General features: G+C 65.7%; 16 protein-coding genes. 6 read left to right on the forward strand and 10 right to left on the reverse strand.

Annotated features, from left to right (window positions below):
* Complete coding sequence (fabG, locus tag SCD90_RS07895) at positions 1-774, forward strand: 3-oxoacyl-ACP reductase FabG (RefSeq protein ID WP_319844103.1); 774 nt, start codon at positions 1-3, stop codon at positions 772-774.
* Positions 775-823: 49 nt separating this feature from the next.
* Here fabG and SCD90_RS07900 read toward each other — a convergent pair whose 3' ends face one another.
* The 7 genes from SCD90_RS07900 to SCD90_RS07930 all read right to left on the reverse strand — a co-directional run bounded on the left by SCD90_RS07900 (position 824) and on the right by SCD90_RS07930 (position 7,969).
* The gene (locus tag SCD90_RS07900) at positions 824-2,155 is read right to left on the reverse strand and encodes an aspartate aminotransferase family protein (protein ID WP_425265657.1); all 1,332 of its coding nucleotides are present in this window, start codon (positions 2,153-2,155) and stop codon (positions 824-826) included.
* A gap of 16 nt (positions 2,156-2,171) precedes the next feature.
* Positions 2,172-3,161, reverse strand: coding sequence for a phosphotransferase enzyme family protein (locus SCD90_RS07905; protein WP_319844104.1), 990 nt, complete (start codon positions 3,159-3,161; stop codon positions 2,172-2,174).
* 80 nt (positions 3,162-3,241) lie between these two features.
* Positions 3,242-4,132 (reverse strand): proline iminopeptidase-family hydrolase, encoded by an 891-nt coding sequence (locus tag SCD90_RS07910; RefSeq protein ID WP_319844105.1) that lies wholly within the window; start codon positions 4,130-4,132, stop codon positions 3,242-3,244.
* Between the two features lie 80 nt (positions 4,133-4,212).
* The gene (locus tag SCD90_RS07915; RefSeq protein ID WP_319844106.1) at positions 4,213-4,830 is read right to left on the reverse strand and encodes an HAD family hydrolase; all 618 of its coding nucleotides are present in this window, start codon (positions 4,828-4,830) and stop codon (positions 4,213-4,215) included.
* Positions 4,827-6,332: an FGGY-family carbohydrate kinase gene (locus SCD90_RS07920; protein ID WP_319844107.1), complete on the reverse strand. Its 1,506-nt coding sequence runs from the start codon at positions 6,330-6,332 to the stop codon at positions 4,827-4,829. The genes SCD90_RS07915 and SCD90_RS07920 overlap by 4 nt, the downstream gene beginning before the upstream one ends.
* A 1-nt stretch (position 6,333) precedes the next feature.
* The gene (locus SCD90_RS07925) at positions 6,334-7,134 is read right to left on the reverse strand and encodes a BtpA/SgcQ family protein (RefSeq protein WP_319844108.1); all 801 of its coding nucleotides are present in this window, start codon (positions 7,132-7,134) and stop codon (positions 6,334-6,336) included.
* A 4-nt stretch (positions 7,135-7,138) separates the two neighbouring features.
* The gene (locus SCD90_RS07930) at positions 7,139-7,969 is read right to left on the reverse strand and encodes a DeoR/GlpR family DNA-binding transcription regulator (RefSeq protein ID WP_319844109.1); all 831 of its coding nucleotides are present in this window, start codon (positions 7,967-7,969) and stop codon (positions 7,139-7,141) included.
* A gap of 128 nt (positions 7,970-8,097) precedes the next feature.
* Between SCD90_RS07930 and SCD90_RS07935 the strand changes: the two genes are divergently transcribed.
* Genes SCD90_RS07935 through SCD90_RS07955 form a run of 5 tightly spaced genes read left to right on the forward strand, consistent with a single transcriptional unit; the run spans position 8,098 to position 13,039 of the window.
* The gene (locus SCD90_RS07935; protein ID WP_319844110.1) at positions 8,098-8,880 is read left to right on the forward strand and encodes an SDR family NAD(P)-dependent oxidoreductase; all 783 of its coding nucleotides are present in this window, start codon (positions 8,098-8,100) and stop codon (positions 8,878-8,880) included.
* A 4-nt stretch (positions 8,881-8,884) separates the two neighbouring features.
* Entirely contained in the window at positions 8,885-9,694 is an 810-nt protein-coding gene (locus SCD90_RS07940; protein WP_319844111.1) for a carbohydrate ABC transporter permease, read from the forward strand.
* 39 nt (positions 9,695-9,733) lie between these two features.
* Positions 9,734-11,020, forward strand: coding sequence for an ABC transporter substrate-binding protein (locus tag SCD90_RS07945; protein WP_319844112.1), 1,287 nt, complete (start codon positions 9,734-9,736; stop codon positions 11,018-11,020).
* A 4-nt stretch (positions 11,021-11,024) separates the two neighbouring features.
* Positions 11,025-11,906, forward strand: a complete 882-nt coding sequence (locus tag SCD90_RS07950; protein WP_319844113.1) for a carbohydrate ABC transporter permease — start codon at positions 11,025-11,027, stop codon at positions 11,904-11,906.
* 11 nt (positions 11,907-11,917) lie between these two features.
* Positions 11,918-13,039 carry an ABC transporter ATP-binding protein gene (locus SCD90_RS07955; protein WP_319844114.1) on the forward strand — a complete coding sequence of 374 codons (1,122 nt, stop codon included), beginning with the start codon at positions 11,918-11,920 and terminating at the stop codon, positions 13,037-13,039.
* Positions 13,040-13,116: 77 nt separating this feature from the next.
* Here SCD90_RS07955 and SCD90_RS07960 read toward each other — a convergent pair whose 3' ends face one another.
* Genes SCD90_RS07960 through SCD90_RS07970 form a run of 3 tightly spaced genes read right to left on the reverse strand, consistent with a single transcriptional unit; the run spans position 13,117 to position 15,811 of the window.
* Entirely contained in the window at positions 13,117-14,016 is a 900-nt protein-coding gene (locus tag SCD90_RS07960; protein WP_319844115.1) for a polysaccharide deacetylase family protein, read from the reverse strand.
* Between the two features lie 31 nt (positions 14,017-14,047).
* A complete protein-coding gene (locus tag SCD90_RS07965; RefSeq protein WP_319844116.1) occupies positions 14,048-15,073 on the reverse strand; it encodes an amidohydrolase family protein in 1,026 nt (341 codons plus the stop codon).
* 27 nt (positions 15,074-15,100) lie between these two features.
* A complete protein-coding gene (locus tag SCD90_RS07970) occupies positions 15,101-15,811 on the reverse strand; it encodes a GntR family transcriptional regulator (RefSeq protein ID WP_319844117.1) in 711 nt (236 codons plus the stop codon).
* Positions 15,812-15,948 lie beyond the last annotated feature (137 nt).

Here is a 15,948-nt window from a genome sequence, read left to right on the forward strand (position 1 = left end):
ATGTTGAAGTCGCTACAGGGCCGCACCGTCATCGTCACGGGCGGCAGCAAGGGCATCGGGCGCGGCATCGCCCGGCGTTTCGGAGAGGCGGGGCTGAACGTCCTTGTCGTGTCGCGAAAGCTGGACGAGGCCAATCTGGTGGCGGCCGAGATCGGGCCGCATGCCTCCGGCTTCGCGGCCGATGTGTCGAGCGCGGACGGGTGCGCGGCCATGGCAGCCGCGGCGCTTGATCGCTATGGCAGCGTGGATGTGCTGTGCGCCAATGCTGGCATCTTCCCCGCCGCCAAGCTGGCCGACATGACCGAGGCCGATTTCGACCTCGTGATGAACACCAATCTGAAGGGCACGTTCCTGGCGGTTCAGGCCTGCCTTGCGGCCCTGAAGCGCAGCCCGGCGGGCCGCATCGTCATCACCTCATCCATCACCGGGCCGATCACAGGCTATCCCGGCTGGTCGCATTACGGGGCCAGCAAAGCGGGGCAACTCGGCTTCATGCGCACCGCGGCCATCGAACTCGCGCCCTACGGCATCACGGTGAATGCGGTCCTGCCCGGCAATATCCTGACCGAGGGCATGGAGCTCATCGGCGAGGAATATATCGCCCAGACCGCAGCGTGCGTGCCGATGAAGCGGATGGGCTCGGTCGAAGACATTGCCAATGCGGCGCTCTACTTCGCCTCCGAGGAAGCGAACTACGTCACAGGCCAGACCATCGTGGTCGATGGCGGCCAGATCCTGCCGGAATCGCCCGGTGCGCTCGACGCGATGGGGTGAGGGGAAGCGGCAGCCCCGCAGCCTTCGCGTTGCGTTGGCCTGACGGACCTCAGCGCGCCGCCAGCACGGTTCGCATCACGTCCACGAAATGCTCGGCATTGTCGCGGCTGAAACACAGCGGCGGGCGCACCTTCAGGGTGTTGCCGTGCGCGCCCGCCGCACCGATCAGCACGCCGTGCGTCTTCATGGCGTTGATCACATAGGTGGCGGTGTCGCGGTCCGGCTCGCGCGTTCCCGGGCGGCTGAATTCCATGCCCGTGAACAGGCCCGCGCCGCGGACATCGCCCACGCCCGGAAAGTCGGCCATCAGCGCGCGCAACCCTGCACGAAGATGCCCGCCCACCTCATGCGCGTTCCGCATCAGGCCCTCGCCTTCGATGACGTCCAGCACGGCCATGCCTGCGGCGGCGGCCACCGGATTTCCGCCGAACGTGTTGAAGTAGCCTGTCTCCTGACAGAACGGATCGAGGATCTCCCGCCGGGTGACGACCCCGCCCATGGGAAATCCATTGCCCATCGGCTTGCCCATGGTGACGATGTCTGCCTCCACGCCATGGTGCTGGTGGCCCCACATGTTCAGCCCGGTGCGGCCGAAGCCCGGCTGGACCTCGTCGGCGATGAACACGCCTCCGGCTGCGTGCACCGCGTCCACCGCAGGCTTCAGGAAGCCCGGCGGGTCGGCGAAGATCCCGTCGCTCGAGAAAATCGAGTCCACGATCAGGGCGGCGAAGCGGATGCCGTTCGCCTCAAGGTCGGCAATGGCGGCTTGGACGTCGGCGGCGAACCGCGCGCCGACATCGCCAGTCGGATCGGTGTAGCCATCCGGCGGTGCCACGGTGCGCACATGGGCCGGCACGACGCGGTCGCGGAAGGAGGAGGGCGAGATCGCCATCACCGCTTCCGTGTTGCCGTGATAGGCGGTGTTCGTGACGATGAAGCCGCCGCCGCAGGTGAACTTCTTCGCCATGCGGAGGGCAAGGTCGTTGCTCTCGCTGCCGGTGCAGGTGAACACAACATTGCTCAAAGCCGCCGGGAAGGTCGCCAGCAGGCGCTCCGCATAATCGTGCACGTTGTCGTAGAGATAGCGGGTGTTGGTCGCGAGCTTTGCCGCCTGGCGGGCGATGGCCTCGACCACATGCGGGTGGCAGTGCCCGACGGACGGCACATTGTTGTAGACGTCCATGAACTTGCGGCCGTGCGCGTCATGCATCCACACGCCCTCTGCCCGCACGATGTGCAACGGCTGCTCGTAGAACAGCACCGAGGACGCGCCGAAGCTGGATGCGCGCCGCGCCACGAGGGAAGCGACATCCGGCTCCAGCCCTTCGGCCTTGCTGGAATCGAACCGGTTGAGCGACAGGATTTCGCTGATCTGGGTCACAGGTGCCTCGGACGCGTCAGGCGTGAGTGGAGAGATAGCTGTCGGCAAGGTCGACGGTCGCAGCCGTATAGGGCTCACCCATGGACTGCGCGGTGGGCGTCTCCGCGTGCGAGGCAATCCAGGCCGTCAGGTGCATGCGCCGCAGCATGACGAAAACCGGCAGCATGGCCTCGTCGGCCGCGCTGAGGGGGGCCACACGGCGATAGTTCTCCACCCATGCGGCCATCAGGTCAGGGATGTAGCTTTCGGATTCCTGGAACGACACGGCTGCCGCGAAGTCGAACATGAACCAGCTCTCGCCGCAATCGTCGAAGTCGATTACGCCGAGGCGCTCGCCGTCCACCAGCAGATTGGCGGGGCGCATATCGGCATGGATGAGGCCGAAGTTCTCCGATGTGCGGCCATAGCCGGCGATCTGCCGCTCCAGCAGCGCGCCCGTCCGCGCCAGCACTGCGCGTCCGTCTTCGGTCAGGCCGAGCCCGTCTCGCCAGTCGCCCCAATAGGCGTCCGGTCCAATGGTGGTGGCGGTGTCCCAGATCTTGCGGGTGAAACCGGCGGGTCTCGTCCAGGCGCGGCTGTGGTGGTGCAGCGTGGCGTTGATGGCGCCGAGCCGGCCATACCATTTCACCAGATCATCCGTGGTGTCGGGCTCTCGCCCGCTCATGAACTCGAAGGCGGCGACGAAACGAGTCTGCCCGCCATCCACGAAGGAACAGAGTTGCGTGCCATCGAGAGCCGGAACGAGGTGGGGCGTGTCCACGACACCGTCTGCTCGCAGCGCTTCCGTCCACGCCAGTTCCGAGCGGATTTCGGCTTCGCTGTGATAGGCGGGCCGGTGCACCCGGAACACGACCTTGCGCCCGCGTGCTTCATCCTCTGCCAGATAGGTGGCGTTCTCCGAGATCGTGAGCAGCCGTAGCGGGGAGGCCTCGTCCAGCCCCCAGGACGGGAGCTTTTCACGCAATCCCCCTTCAAGCCGGCTCAGGAACGCATCGTCATACAGCATCCGCCACCTCCCGCCGTCTTCGTGGTAAATGCCGCGAAAAATGTGGCAAGTGCAACAAAAAAACCCGACGTGATGCGCTACTAGCTGCGATGGCGCTCAAGGAAGTTTGTGAGGATGGGGTAGAAGAGGTGAGGCTCCTCGTAGAACGGCATGTGGCTGGAATTGGGGAAAACGTGGAGTTCGGCCTGCGGCATGCCGGCCTTCATGCGGGCCGCGCAGGCGGGTGTGATCTCGTCGTGAAGACCCACCGTGATCAGCACAGGCACCGTGATGCGGTGCAGGTCCGCCGTGCGGTCCCAGTCTTTCAGGTTGCCGATGTAGAGGAACTCGTTCGGCCCCTGCATCGTGCCGTATGGCCCCATGTTCCAGTCGTCGAGGGAACGCTTCAGCGGCGCCGGCCATTCCTGCAGCCGGCAGACATGGCGGTAGTTCAGGAGTGTGACGGCGGCCTGATATTCGGGATGATCGATGCTGCCATCGGCCTCGTGGGCGAGCATCATGGCCACCGTCTCGGAGCCCAGCGCCCCGCGCAGCCGGTCGAGCTCCCGAGCGAGATGCGGCAGGTCGGCGGCAGTGTTCTCGAGGATTAGCGTCTTGACCGCGTGCGGATGGGTGAGGGCGTATTCGATGGCGAGCCAGCCGCCCCAGGACTGTCCGACAAGATGTACCGCGCCAAGGCCCAGCGCCTGCCGCACCGCTTCGGTCTCCTCAACATAGCGCCCGATCGTCCAGAGCGCGGTGTCTGTCGGGCGGTCGGAGCGGCCGGTGCCCAGCTGATCGAATGCGACGACGCGGAAGCCCTGATCGACAAGACAGGAGTGCGAGTCCCGCAGGTAATCGCAGGGCAGGCCGGGTCCGCCGTTGAGGCAGAACACCACCTCCGGTCCCGAGCCGAAGGAATAGGCGACCACCTTATGCCCGCCGGCGATGGTGACCTCGACGACCTCGTCCGGCTCCATGTCACGCCACATCTCTCGTCTCCCATTTTGCTGGCTGGAGGGTGCGGCGCGTGTTGCGAAAGCCGCAATCGGGCGAATGGCGTAGGCTGCGTCTAGCCTGCTGTCGCAGCGAACCGACCGAGCAGTTCCTCTGCCACTGTCGTGGTGCGTTCCGGGTGAAAGCGCACGAGGTGCAGCCCGGCAGCCATCGCCGATGATGCGCCGGTGTCGCTATCTTCCACGGCGATCACTTGCGAGGGCAGGAGGCCGAAGCGCAGGCACGCCTGCCTGTAGGGTTCCGGGTCGGGCTTGCCCGCGGACACGTCATCGCGGCTGATCGAGAACTGGATCAGGTCGCCGATCCCCAGAACGTCGATGTTCGTGTCCACGATGAAGCGTTCCGAATTCGAGACGCAGGCCTGTGGAACGCCGAGCCTGTGCAGGGCGTGCATGGCGTCGAGCATCTCCGCGATAACGACAAGATCACGCGCGCGACTCGAATATTCGCCGAGAATGTCCTGAACCCAGATCTCCTGCGTCAGGGAGGTGGGGTAGGAGGGCTTCAGTGCGGTCCAGACCGATCCGAGATGCTGCCCAAGGAATCGGTCCGGGGGATCGCCGGAAAGATCGAGGCCATAGCGCTGGGAGACCGCGACGAGGGCGGCCAGGTGGACCGGCTCGCTGTCCAGCAGCGTGCCGTCGATATCCCAGGCCACCGCAAGCGGGGTCATTGCGCGGCATCCCGATGGAAGAAGGGCTTCAGGGTCTCGTAGAGCGCTCTAAAGTCGCTGTAGCCCTTCTCGTAGACAGCGACATTGGCGGGGTTCGGCTCGAACACCTCGCCGTAACCGACGAGGCGGCCGATCTCGTCCCAGCGCACGTCCTGGCCGGAGCCGATGGCCGCCACCCACGCGGCGCCGACGCTGGAGCCGTGATGGTCCTTCAGCGTGTGCACGGGGCGGCCCGCGACATCCGCCATGATCTGCATCCACACCCGGCTGTTGCTACCGCCATCGGAGGCGAACAGCCGCTCGGTGCGGTGGCCGATCTCGTTCAGCACGTCGAGATGGTGGCGGAACGCATAGGCTACGGCTTCCAGCAGCGCGCGCCAGAAATGGCCGGTGCCGTGGCTGAGGCTGACGCCGGTGAAGGTGCCGCGCGCCAGCGGATCATGGATCGGCGTCTTCTCGCCGAGGAAGTAGGGAAGGCACAGCATGCCGTCGCTGCCGGCGGGCACGGCTTCGGCCAGCCGGTCGAGCTCCTTGTGCGGGCGCTCGCCCGCCGCATCGGGCCGCAGCAACGCGCCCAGCCAGTTCAGCGCGGAGCCGGAGGAGGCCATGCAGCCGTTCGGCGCGTAGAGGCCGGGCACCAGATGGTAATCGAGGAACAGGCGAGGGTCCGGCTTCACGGTGTCCGACACGACGATGATGTCGCCCGCGCCGCCGAACTTCAGCAGCACGTCGCCCGGCGCCACGAGACCGGCCGCGAAGGCGGAGGCGATGTGGTCGGCCGCGCCACCGAACACAGGAAGACCCTCCGGCAGGCCCGTGTGCGCGGCGGCTTCCGCCGCCACATGGCCCAACGCGGCGTGCGAGACATATTTCTCCGGCACCGCAGAGCGGGGGATGTGCGCCAGCGTTACAAGGCTGTCGCTGATCTGGTGGTCCGCCAGATCGACGAAGCCGGCTTCCAGCGCCCAATTGTGCTCCACGGCGCGCACGCCGGTGAGCCGCCAGTTCACGTAGTCATAGGAGCCGAACACCGTTGCGATGCGGCCGAACACATCGGGCTCGTGCCGCTCGATCCAGCGCAGCTTGGCCGCGACGAGCTGCTGGTTGATGCCGTTGCCGGTGCGGGCGAGAAAATCCCGCTCCGGCACTTCCGACGCCAACTCCGCCACCTCGGCGCCGCAGCGGCCGTCGCTCTGCTGGATGCTGGGACGCAGAACCTGTCCATCATCATCGAGCAGCACGACAGCCGGCAGCATTCCGGTGACGCAAATCCCGGCAAGGCTTTCGCGGGCCTCGGGCGCCGCGGCCATGACCTCGCGCAGCACATCGCCGGCATTGGCCCACCATTCGCCGGGGTCCTCTTCCGCCCAGCCCACATGCGGCGACGACAGGACCACCGGGCGCGAGGCCACGGACACCACGCGGTCCGGCAGGGCCACCAGGATCGCGATGGTCGAGGTGGTGCCGATGTCGAGGCCGATGACGTAAGCGGGCGTGCTCATGTCAGGACAGCGTCTCCACCACGTCCATGAAGCGCTTCACGCGGTCCGCATCCACGGCGTTCCAGGTGTTGCCGTCGACCTTGAAATGGGTGCCGATGACGCAGCCGTCCGCGATGCCCAGCACATCGCGCACATTCTCGATGCGCACGCCCGTATTGGCGAACACCGGAACGTCCGGCACCGCCTCGCGCACCTTGCGCAGGTCGGAGGTTTCTGCGGGCTGGCCCGTCAGCGGGCCGGAGACGAGGATGGCGTCGGCCAGCGAGGAGAACACCGCGCTCTTGGCGCGCAGCTCGATGGGCCGCGTGTCGATGGAGGAGGCGAACTCGGCGTTGATGTTGAACAGCAGCTTGAGGTCGTCGCGGCCGAGATTGCGGCGCAGGCGCAGCGCGTCGGCGGCGTTCGGCTGCCACAGCCCCATGTCGGAGGCGAACAGGCCCGTGAAGATCTCGCGGGCGAAGCTGGCGCCGGTGGCGCAGGCAAGAGCCACGCTGGCCTGCGGATCCCACAGATAATTGACGCCGAAGGGCACCTTCAGCATCGGCTTCACCGCCATCACCACCGCCGTCATGGCGGCCAGCGCTTCCGGCGGGGCCTTGAACTGATACGGACGGTCGTTCTCGTTGCCGAACATGATCGCGTGGACGCCGCCGGCCTGCAGCTTCTCGATGTCCGAGACCACGCCGTCGATCAGTTTCTCCATGCCGCCATCGGCGTCATAGAGCGGGGAGCCGGGGAGTGCTCCGATATGCGCCATGGAGATGACGCCCTTCTTGCGCGAACCGAAGAAGTCGAATGGCATGGGATTACCTCCTGTCGGCGGCCGGAGCCGCGCCTGCAACGATGATCTGGACCTTGGCAGCCTCGAGAGCCGCCGCGAGATGGGGTGGGGGAGCCTTGTCGGTGATGAGCACGTCGACCTCGTCGAGCGCGCCGACAAAGGCCAGCGAACGGCGGTCGAACTTGCTGCTGTCGCACAGCACGACGACGGCTTCCGCCTGCTCGATGAAGGTGCGCTTCACCTCCGTGTCCTCGACGGAATAGTCGTAGAGGCCCTTCTCCGTGATGCCGGAGACGCCGATGAACACGCGGTCGAGGAAATAGGTGCGGAGCTGCGCCACGGCGGCGGCTCCGACGATGGACATCTCCACATCGCGCACCTGCCCGCCCGGCACATAGACCGGACTGCGGCCCGAGCCGAGCTGCATGGCGGCGCGCAGATTGTTGGTGAAGAGGCGCAGGTCGGCGCGGCTCGTCAGTTCCTCGGCCAGTGCGAGGGCCGTGGTGCCGACGTCGACGCCCACCGTCTCGCGCGGCTTCACCAAAGCGGCGGCTGCGCGGGCAATTGCGGCCTTGGCTGAGCCATGGTCCCGGCGGCGGCGGTCGAAGGCCGGTTCCTCGGCTTCATAGACCTCGCGCCGCACGGCGCCTCCGAAGGTGCGGTCCACGAGGCCCTGCTCCTGCAGGGCTTCCAGATCGCGCCGCACGGTCATCTCCGAGACGCCGAGGGTCTCGGCGATGCCGGACACCGAAACGAAGCCGTTACGGGTGGCGATCTCCAGGATCTGGCCACGGCGCACCTGCGCCGGAACACGGCTCGATGCAGCTTCTTCGGTGGGGATTTCCTGTGGCTTCACGCTTGTTCCCGATCAACCCTGCCCAAGAAAGTCGCACAAAGCCGCACATACTCGCAACAAGAATGTGAGATTTCGTGTTGCAGTTTGGTCATATTCGTGGAAGCATCCGGCATCGAAATGGGGTTCCGATGACGTCCGGCGTATTCGATCTCTCAGGAAAAACCGCCATCGTGACGGGTGGCGCAACCGGCATCGGCGCTGCCATCGCGCGTGCCCTGAACAAGGCCGGCGTGCGGGTGGCTGTGGCGGATATCGATCGCGCCAAGGCAGATGCCCTGGCCCTCGAATTGACCGACGGGGTCGGCATCACCGTCGACGTCACGAAGCGCCAATCGGTCGAGTCTGCCTTCGCCGAGGCGGAGGCCGCGCTGGGCGGCCTGGACATCGTCATCGCCAATGCCGGCGTCTCGTCCATGCGTCCGGCGCTGGACCTGACCGACGCGGACTGGGACTTCAACTTCGACGTCAACGCGCGCGGCGTGTTCCTGACCAACCAGATCGCCTGCCGCGGCTTCCTCGCCGCCGGGCGCAAGGGCGTCATCGTCAACACGGCTTCCTTGGCGGCGAAGGTGGGCGCGCCGCTGCTGGCACATTATTCGGCGTCCAAGTTCGCCGTGCTGGGCTGGACGCAGGGACTGGCCCGCGAGATGGCGCCGCACGGCATCCGCGTGAACGCCGTCTGCCCCGGCTTCGTGCGCACCTCCATGCAGGACCGCGAAATCCTTTGGGAGGCGGAACTGCGAAACATGACGCCGGAGGCGGTGTTCGCGGAGTATGTCTCCCTGACGCCGCTGGGCCGCATAGAGGAGCCGGAGGACGTCGCCGATGTCGTCCTGTTCCTCGCCTCGGACGCCTCCCGCTTCATGACCGGGCAGGGCGTCAACGTCACCGGCGGCGTGAGGATGGACTAGGCCCATGCCAAGGCTCGGCACCATCCTCCGGCACGCGATCCTGATCGGCTTTTCCGCCGCGATCGTCCTGCCGTTGCTCTGGGTGCTGAGGGTCAGCCTGACGGACAAGCTGACGGCCTACAAGATTCCACCCGAGATCGGGCGCGTGAGCTTCGACAATTACGTCGAGGTGTTCACGAACTACGACTTCACCTCCTGGTTCTCCAACAGCCTGTTCATCGCCTTCGTTTCCACGGCGCTGTCGCTGCCCGCCGCCACCATGATGGCCTATTCGGCGGCCCGCTTCCGCACAGGCGGCTCGCCGCTGCTGATCGCCGTGCTGGCCAGCCAGATGCTGCCGCCCATCGTGCTGGTGCTGCCCCTGTTCCTCGTCTTCACCACGCTGCTGCCGGTGAGCGGGCATGTCTCCATCATCATCGCCCACATCGCCATCAACCTTCCCTTCATGGCGTGGATGATGGTGAGCTTCTTCGAGGGCGAAACCCGCTCGCTCGAGGAAGCTGCCCGCACCGATGGCGCGACGCGCTGGCAGGCCTTCACCCGCATCACCATTCCGGTCGCTGTGCCGGGCATTCTGGCGGCTGGCCTGCTGGGCTTCATCCTCAGCTGGAACGAGTTCCTCTACGCGCTGATCCTCAGCGACCATGGCAGCCAGACCCTGGCGGTCGGGCTCGCCAGCCTTGAAACCCATGCCGGCGTCAATATCGCGCCGCTGGCCGCCGCCACTTTGCTGGCGCTCGCGCCGGTGCTGGTGCTGCTGCCGTTCCTCCAGAAGTACCTGATCAAGGGGCTGTCCCTCGGCGCCTTGAAGTAAACCACCGCACCCGCGCGGTTCGACCAACAGGAGAGCACGATGAAGCCGATGAAGACGCTGCTGTATTCGTTGTGTTTGTCAGGACTGCTGGCGGGAGGCGCCGCGCATGCGGAAACCGTCTCCATCCTCATGGAGGGCGTGCCGGACACCGAATATGTGAAGGCGCTGATCCCCGAGTTCGAGAAGGAGACGGGCATCACCGTCAATCTCGAAGTCATCAACTACGCGGAGATGCACACGAAGCTCGTTCCACAGATGGTCGCCCGCAAGGGCAGCTATTCCGCCATCGTGGTGGACTTCTACTGGGTCGGCGAGTTCGCCAAGGCCGGCTGGATGCAGCCGCTCGACAAGTACATCGAGAAGGACAAGTTCGACACCTCGGTCTACGTGCCCAAGATGCTGGATCTGGTCGGCAAGGTCGACGGCAAGACCTATATGCTGCCCTTCTACAACTATGCCATGGGCATGCTGTACCGAAAGGATCTGCTGGAAGACGAGGCCAACAAGGCCGCGTTCAAGGCAAAGTACGGCGCCGAGCTGAAGAAGCCCGAGACCTGGGATGAATACCTGAAGCAGGTCGAGTTCTTCACCAAGGACGGCAATTATGGCGTGGTGAACCAGGGCCTGCGCCCCGATCCCATCGCGATGGAATGGTCCAACTACCTGTTCGCGAACGGCGGCGAATTCGCGGGCTCCGACTGGAAGAGCACGGTAAAGGGCGAGGCCGGCAAGAAGGCGATCGAGCAATACGCCACCAACATCGAGAAGTTCGGCCCCGTCGGCGCAGCCAGCTTCGGCTTCGACGAGGCGTTCAACGTCTTCGCGCAGGGCAAGGCGTACAGCTACATCACCTACAACTTCTTCCGCGCGGCGGCGGATGACCCGGCCAAGTCGCAGGTCGTCGGCAAGGTCGAGATCGCAGCGGTGCCCGGCCAGGGGCCCGGCAAGGGCGGCAGCCTGAACGGCGCCTGGGGTTGGGCCATTCCGAAGTCGAGCCCGAACCCGGACGCCGCATGGACCTTCCTGAAATGGGTGGAGTCCAAGGACATCGCCAAGAAGCGGGCGCTGGCCGGCGGCTCGCCCACCCGCACCGACGTGTTCGACGATCCGGACGTGATCGCCAAGTCGCCCTACATGCCCGAGCTGAAGAAGCTGCTGCTGGAAAGCCACAACTTCCCGACCTTCACCTACACGCCGCAATTCGTGGAAGTGCTGGGCCGCGAGCTTTCGCTGGCCGTCGCAAAGCAGAAGGCGCCGGATGCCGCGCTGGACCAGATCGCGAAGGAATTCGACGAACTGGCCAAGAAAGACGGCAAGCAGAAGTAGTCCGATGACCGCGATCACCGCCATAGAGAGACATGACCGGCGTTTCGGCTGGCTGCTGACGACGCCGGGCCTGTTGCTCCTGGTGGCGGTGATCGCCTTTCCGGTGGGATGGGCGCTGTTCACCAGCCTGTTCGACTACACGCTGCTGGCCCCCGGCTACGAGAACTTCGTCGGCGGCGCCAATTACGCACTTGCCGTCGGAGACGGCGAGTTCCTGCACGCGGCGAAGGTGACCTTCTTCTTCGTGGTCGCGGTCGTGGTCATCGAATTCGCGGTCGGCTTCCTCGTCGCGCTGATGCTGAACGATACCGAGCGCGGCAAGAACATCTACTACCTGATCCTGCTGTGCCCGCTGCTGATGAACCCCGTGGTCGTGGGGCTCATCTGGCGCATGTTCCTGCACCCGACCTTGGGCATCGTGAACTACCTGCTCGGCCGCATCGGCATTTCCCCGGTGAACTGGCTGGGCGATGCCACCATGGCGTTCTGGACCGTGGTGTTCGTCGACATCTGGCACCAGATCTCGTTCATGATCGTGCTCTTGCTGGCAGGCCTCAGCGCCCTGCCCAAGGAGCCCTACGAGGCCGCGCGGGTGGATGGTGCCAGCGCGCTGCAAAGCTTCTGGCACATCACGCTGCCGCTGATGCGCCCCGTCATCGTGGTCACGCTGCTGATCCGCGTCATCTTCGCCATCAAGACCTACGACATCATCTACATCATGACGCGCGGCGGGCCGGGCATCGCCACCGACCTGGTCAGCTATTTCATCTACAGGCGCGCCTTCGTCAGCCTCGATCTCGGCGAGGCCTGCGCCATGGCGGGCGTGCTGCTCGTCGCCGTGCTGGCGATCACCGCCTATCTCCACCGCTCCATGCGCGCACTCTAGGAACAGTATCAATGGCCTCGATCGAACTGCGGGGGGTCTCCAAGGCCTATGCGGGTGGTGCGCTCGCCGTCCGCGACGTGAACCTTGAGATCGCGGATGGCGAGTTCATGATCTTCCTCGGGCCGTCGGGCTGCGGGAAATCCACCACGTTGCGCATGATCGCGGGGCTGGAGACCATCACCTCCGGCGATCTCATCATCGACGGCAAGCGCGTCAACGATGTCGACCCGGCGGAGCGGGACATCGCCATCGTATTCCAGAACTACGCGCTCTACCCGCACATGACGGTGCGCGACAATATGGGGTTCGGCCTCAAGCTGCGCGGTGTGCCGAAGGCGGAGATCGCCCGCCGCATCGACGGCATCGCCGAGATGCTGGGCGTCACCGTGCTGCTCGACCGCCGTCCCGCGCATCTCTCCGGCGGGCAGCGCCAGCGCGTCGCGCTGGGGCGGGCGCTGGTGCGGGAGCCACGCGCCTTCCTGCTCGACGAGCCGCTGTCCAATTTGGACGCCAAGCTGCGCGCCGTGATGCGCACCGAACTCATCAAGCTGCACCGCCGCCTCGGCACCACCATGATCCACGTCACGCACGATCAGGTGGAGGCCATGACCATGGGCCAGCGCATCTGCATCATGCGCGACGGCGAAGTGGTGCAGGTCGGTGCGCCGCTCGACGTGTATCGCGATCCCGCCGACACCTTCGTTGCCAGCTTCCTGGCCACTCCGCCGATGAACCTGCTGCCCGGGCGCATCGAGGCCGCCGGCGACGATCTGGTGGCGGTCGCGGGCGGCGTCTCGGTGCGGATACCTGCGCAGTTCCGGGCAGATTATCTCGGCTATGCCGGCAAGCCCGTCATTCTTGGCCTGCGCCCGGAGGACCTGCACGAGACCGAGCAGCGCGCCGGCGCGGCGGCATGCCCGATCCGAACCCGGATCGAGACGGTCGAAGCGCTTGGCCCGGAAACCGTGCTGACGCTAAGCGTGACGGGTGGGCAGGAACTGGCTGCACGTCTCTCCGCCGCCCGTATCTATGTGATGGGAAGCGATCTTACCCTCTACTACGATGCGGCGAAGCTGCATCTTTTCGACCCCGCCACCACGAAGCGCATCCCAAGGCTTTCCGCCGCCAATTGATGGCGGGTGGGCGCTCGCCCGCAAGGGGGCCGACCTGCCGTAAGGCTCGAGTCGGATCTGGCGGGCCACCCTTGGGGCTATGCCGCTTTGGAGGTCTGAACCTTGTACCAGTCCAGGATCTCGGCGCCGGTCGACATCACCACGCCCTCATGGCCGAGGATGTAGTCGTAGAGGGCTTCGAGATATTTGATGCGGTGCGGCGCCCCGGTCAGATAGGGGTGGATCGAGATCGCCATGACGCGCGGGATATCCGCGCCTTCCAGGTAGAGCCGGTCGAACTGGTCGCGGCCGCGCCGGAAGATCTCGTCTGAGGGGGATTGCTGGATGGCGGTCATCACCACGTCGTTGATCTCGACCGTATAGGGCACGGATACGATGTCTCCCGCGCGGGTGCGCAGCGAAACCGGCTGGTCGTCCAGCACCCAGTCGGCGACATATTCGATGCCGGCTTCCTTGAGCAGGTCGAGCGTCTCGTCGGTCTCGGTCAGGCCCGGGCTTTCCCAGCCGCGTGGCGGCTTTCCGGTGAAGCGCCTGATGGCCTCGATGGTCTGCGCGATCGCAGCCTTCTGGTCCTCGGCGCGGTGCATGGGCTGCTGCACGAAGCCGTGACCCATGAAGTCCCAGCCGGCATCCAGCGCCGCCTGGCAGGCCTGCGGATAAAGCTCGCAGCAGGTGCCGTTGACCGCGAAGCTGGCCTTGAGGCCCCGATCCGAAAGGGTCTTGAGGAAGCGCCAGAAGCCGACACGCATTCCATATTCGTGCCACGCCCAGTTCGGCACATCCGGCAGGAGCGGCTGGCCCATTGGCGGCGGCAGCACGGTGCGCGGCATGGGGCCGGTGGGGCGCCAGTTCTCGACATTGACGATGGTCCACACCGCCACGCGGGCGCCGCCCGGCAGTTCGAGGCGCGGGCGCTGGTGTATCGGCTGATAATCCAGCCGGCTGCGGAGGGTGCTTCCGGTTTCGGGCGGTGTCATGACGGGTCTCCTGACGCGTGGCGAGCTGTGCTCAGGCCGGCTCTGTTACGGGCAATGAGAGAAGGCGGCGCGCCGTGCCGCCAAGGATGGCTGCACGGTCTTCATGGCTCAGCTCCAGTGCGTCGAGCACAGAGGCGGGGCGCTCATAGCCCATGTCGAAGCAGTAGTCGCTGCCCATCAAGACCCGGTCCGGGCCAACCGCCCGGATCAGGAAGGCGAGAGCCTCATCGGAATGGGTGATCGTGTCGTAGTAGAAGCGCTTCAGATAGGGCATGGCGCCGTTCTCCAGATGCTTGAGCTCCGGCCGAATCCGGCTGCCGTGGTCGAGCCGCCCCATCAGGAAGGGCAGGGCGCCGCCGCCATGGGGCAGCACCACGTCGAGGCCGGGGAACCGGTCCATGACGCCGCTGAACGCAAGATGTGCGGCCGCGACGGCGGTGTCGAACGGATTGCCCAGCAGGTTGGACAGGAACCACGGCTTCAGCCGGTCGCCCATCCCCAGAACCTTGAGCGGGTGCAGGAAAACGGGGAGCCCTGCATCCTCGATGGCCTCGAAGACCGGCAGCAGGCTCTCGTCGGACAGGTCCATGTCGCCGATGGCGGTGCCCATATAGATGCCGCAGATGCCGGGGGCGCGGCGGATGCGCTGGAGCTCCGCCACGGCTTCCGCTGCTGCATGCACGGGCAGCATGGCGAGGCCGAAGAGCCGATCCGGGTAGCGCTCGCTGGCGCAAACCAGCTCATCGTTGAAGAGGGCGGAGAGCCGGCGCGCCAGCCCGGCTTCGGCCCAGTACACCATGGGCTGCGTCAGCGAGAGGGCCTGCGCCTGCACGCCTTGAGCGTCCATGTCCGCAATGCGCAGATCGAGGTCGATGAACCGGCGGGCCAACGGACCGGCGTGCAGCGGGCCGGCATCGATGATGGGCCCTTTCTCATGGTGCCGAACGCTGCATCCGCAGGCGCAGCCCTCATGGTCCAGGGCGTGGATGAAGCGCTCGGGGTAGTAATGGGCATGAATGTCGAGCGTGGTCGCCCGGTACGCGGACAGTGCGGCCATTGTGCCGATGCACCTGTGGTTGGGCTATCAAGCCGGTGTGGGAATGCGCTGCGGGGCGTCGGGCGAATGGGCGAGGGCGGCAACAAGGGCCCCGGCCGTGTTGTCGAGATGCCGGCGGATCACATCCTGCGCGGCTGCAGGATCACGCTTCTCGCAGGCCGCCAGCAATTCCCAGTGCTCGCCTTGTGACTGTTCGCGGCCGCGGAATGCTAGGTAGCAGCGCACATACCGTTCCACATTGCCGCGGAACTGATCGATGCTCTCGACGAGGCGCGGCCACCCGCTGGCCTCGTTGACGATGCTGTGGAATTCGTGGTTCAGGCCCATCCAGCCGTCGCCTTCGCTGGGATCGGCGACAAGGTTGTCCATGGTCCCCAGGATCTTGCGCATGCGCGACAGATGGCTGGGCTTGAGGCCGGCGACGGCGCGCCCCACGGCAAGCGTTTCCAGGGCAATGCGAATGCCGAACATCTCGACGATCTCGGAGGGTTCGAGCCGTGACACTTCGACCCCGCGATAGGGATAGACCGTCACGAAGCCCTCGGACTCGAGCTGCTTCAAGGCTTCCCGCACCGGCATGCGGCTGACGCCGAGCTGGGCGGCAATGTCGTTCTGGTCGAGCTTCTCGCCCGGGGGCAGCCGTCCGTCGACGATGGCGGCCTTCAGCAGCTGAAGAACCGCATCCTTGCGGCTGAGCGGGGTGCCGATGAGCTTCTGTTCCTCCGCAGTCAGCCTCATCCACGCCCCCTTGCCATTGCACGATTTATAATCATGCCCGCTGCATAATCATCAGCCTTGCAAACTGAAATCTAATATATCAGTCTGAGCTCCGCAACCTGCCGTCGCGAGCGACTTCTCAGGTGCCGATAACACTG

Source organism: Terrihabitans rhizophilus (assembly GCF_033898525.1).
Classification (GTDB): Bacteria; Pseudomonadota; Alphaproteobacteria; order Rhizobiales; family Methylopilaceae; genus Flaviflagellibacter; species Flaviflagellibacter rhizophilus.

What these genes read in the sequence shown, in the direction of transcription:
- SCD90_RS07970 (WP_319844117.1), bottom strand. Translation starts at nt 15,811, where the DNA reads ATGAGGCTGACTGCGGAGGAACAGAAGCTCATCGGCACCCCGCTCAGC.
- SCD90_RS07935 (WP_319844110.1), top strand. Translation starts at nt 8,098, where the DNA reads ATGACGTCCGGCGTATTCGATCTCTCAGGAAAAACCGCCATCGTGACG.
- SCD90_RS07925 (WP_319844108.1), bottom strand. Translation starts at nt 7,134, where the DNA reads ATGCCATTCGACTTCTTCGGTTCGCGCAAGAAGGGCGTCATCTCCATG.
- SCD90_RS07920 (WP_319844107.1), bottom strand. Translation starts at nt 6,332, where the DNA reads ATGAGCACGCCCGCTTACGTCATCGGCCTCGACATCGGCACCACCTCG.
- SCD90_RS07910 (WP_319844105.1), bottom strand. Translation starts at nt 4,132, where the DNA reads ATGTGGCGTGACATGGAGCCGGACGAGGTCGTCGAGGTCACCATCGCC.
- SCD90_RS07945 (WP_319844112.1), top strand. Translation starts at nt 9,734, where the DNA reads ATGAAGCCGATGAAGACGCTGCTGTATTCGTTGTGTTTGTCAGGACTG.
- SCD90_RS07905 (WP_319844104.1), bottom strand. Translation starts at nt 3,161, where the DNA reads ATGCTGTATGACGATGCGTTCCTGAGCCGGCTTGAAGGGGGATTGCGT.
- SCD90_RS07955 (WP_319844114.1), top strand. Translation starts at nt 11,918, where the DNA reads ATGGCCTCGATCGAACTGCGGGGGGTCTCCAAGGCCTATGCGGGTGGT.
- SCD90_RS07965 (WP_319844116.1), bottom strand. Translation starts at nt 15,073, where the DNA reads ATGGCCGCACTGTCCGCGTACCGGGCGACCACGCTCGACATTCATGCC.
- SCD90_RS07915 (WP_319844106.1), bottom strand. Translation starts at nt 4,830, where the DNA reads ATGACCCCGCTTGCGGTGGCCTGGGATATCGACGGCACGCTGCTGGAC.
- fabG (WP_319844103.1), top strand. Translation starts at nt 1, where the DNA reads ATGTTGAAGTCGCTACAGGGCCGCACCGTCATCGTCACGGGCGGCAGC.
- SCD90_RS07960 (WP_319844115.1), bottom strand. Translation starts at nt 14,016, where the DNA reads ATGACACCGCCCGAAACCGGAAGCACCCTCCGCAGCCGGCTGGATTAT.
- SCD90_RS07950 (WP_319844113.1), top strand. Translation starts at nt 11,025, where the DNA reads ATGACCGCGATCACCGCCATAGAGAGACATGACCGGCGTTTCGGCTGG.
- SCD90_RS07940 (WP_319844111.1), top strand. Translation starts at nt 8,885, where the DNA reads ATGCCAAGGCTCGGCACCATCCTCCGGCACGCGATCCTGATCGGCTTT.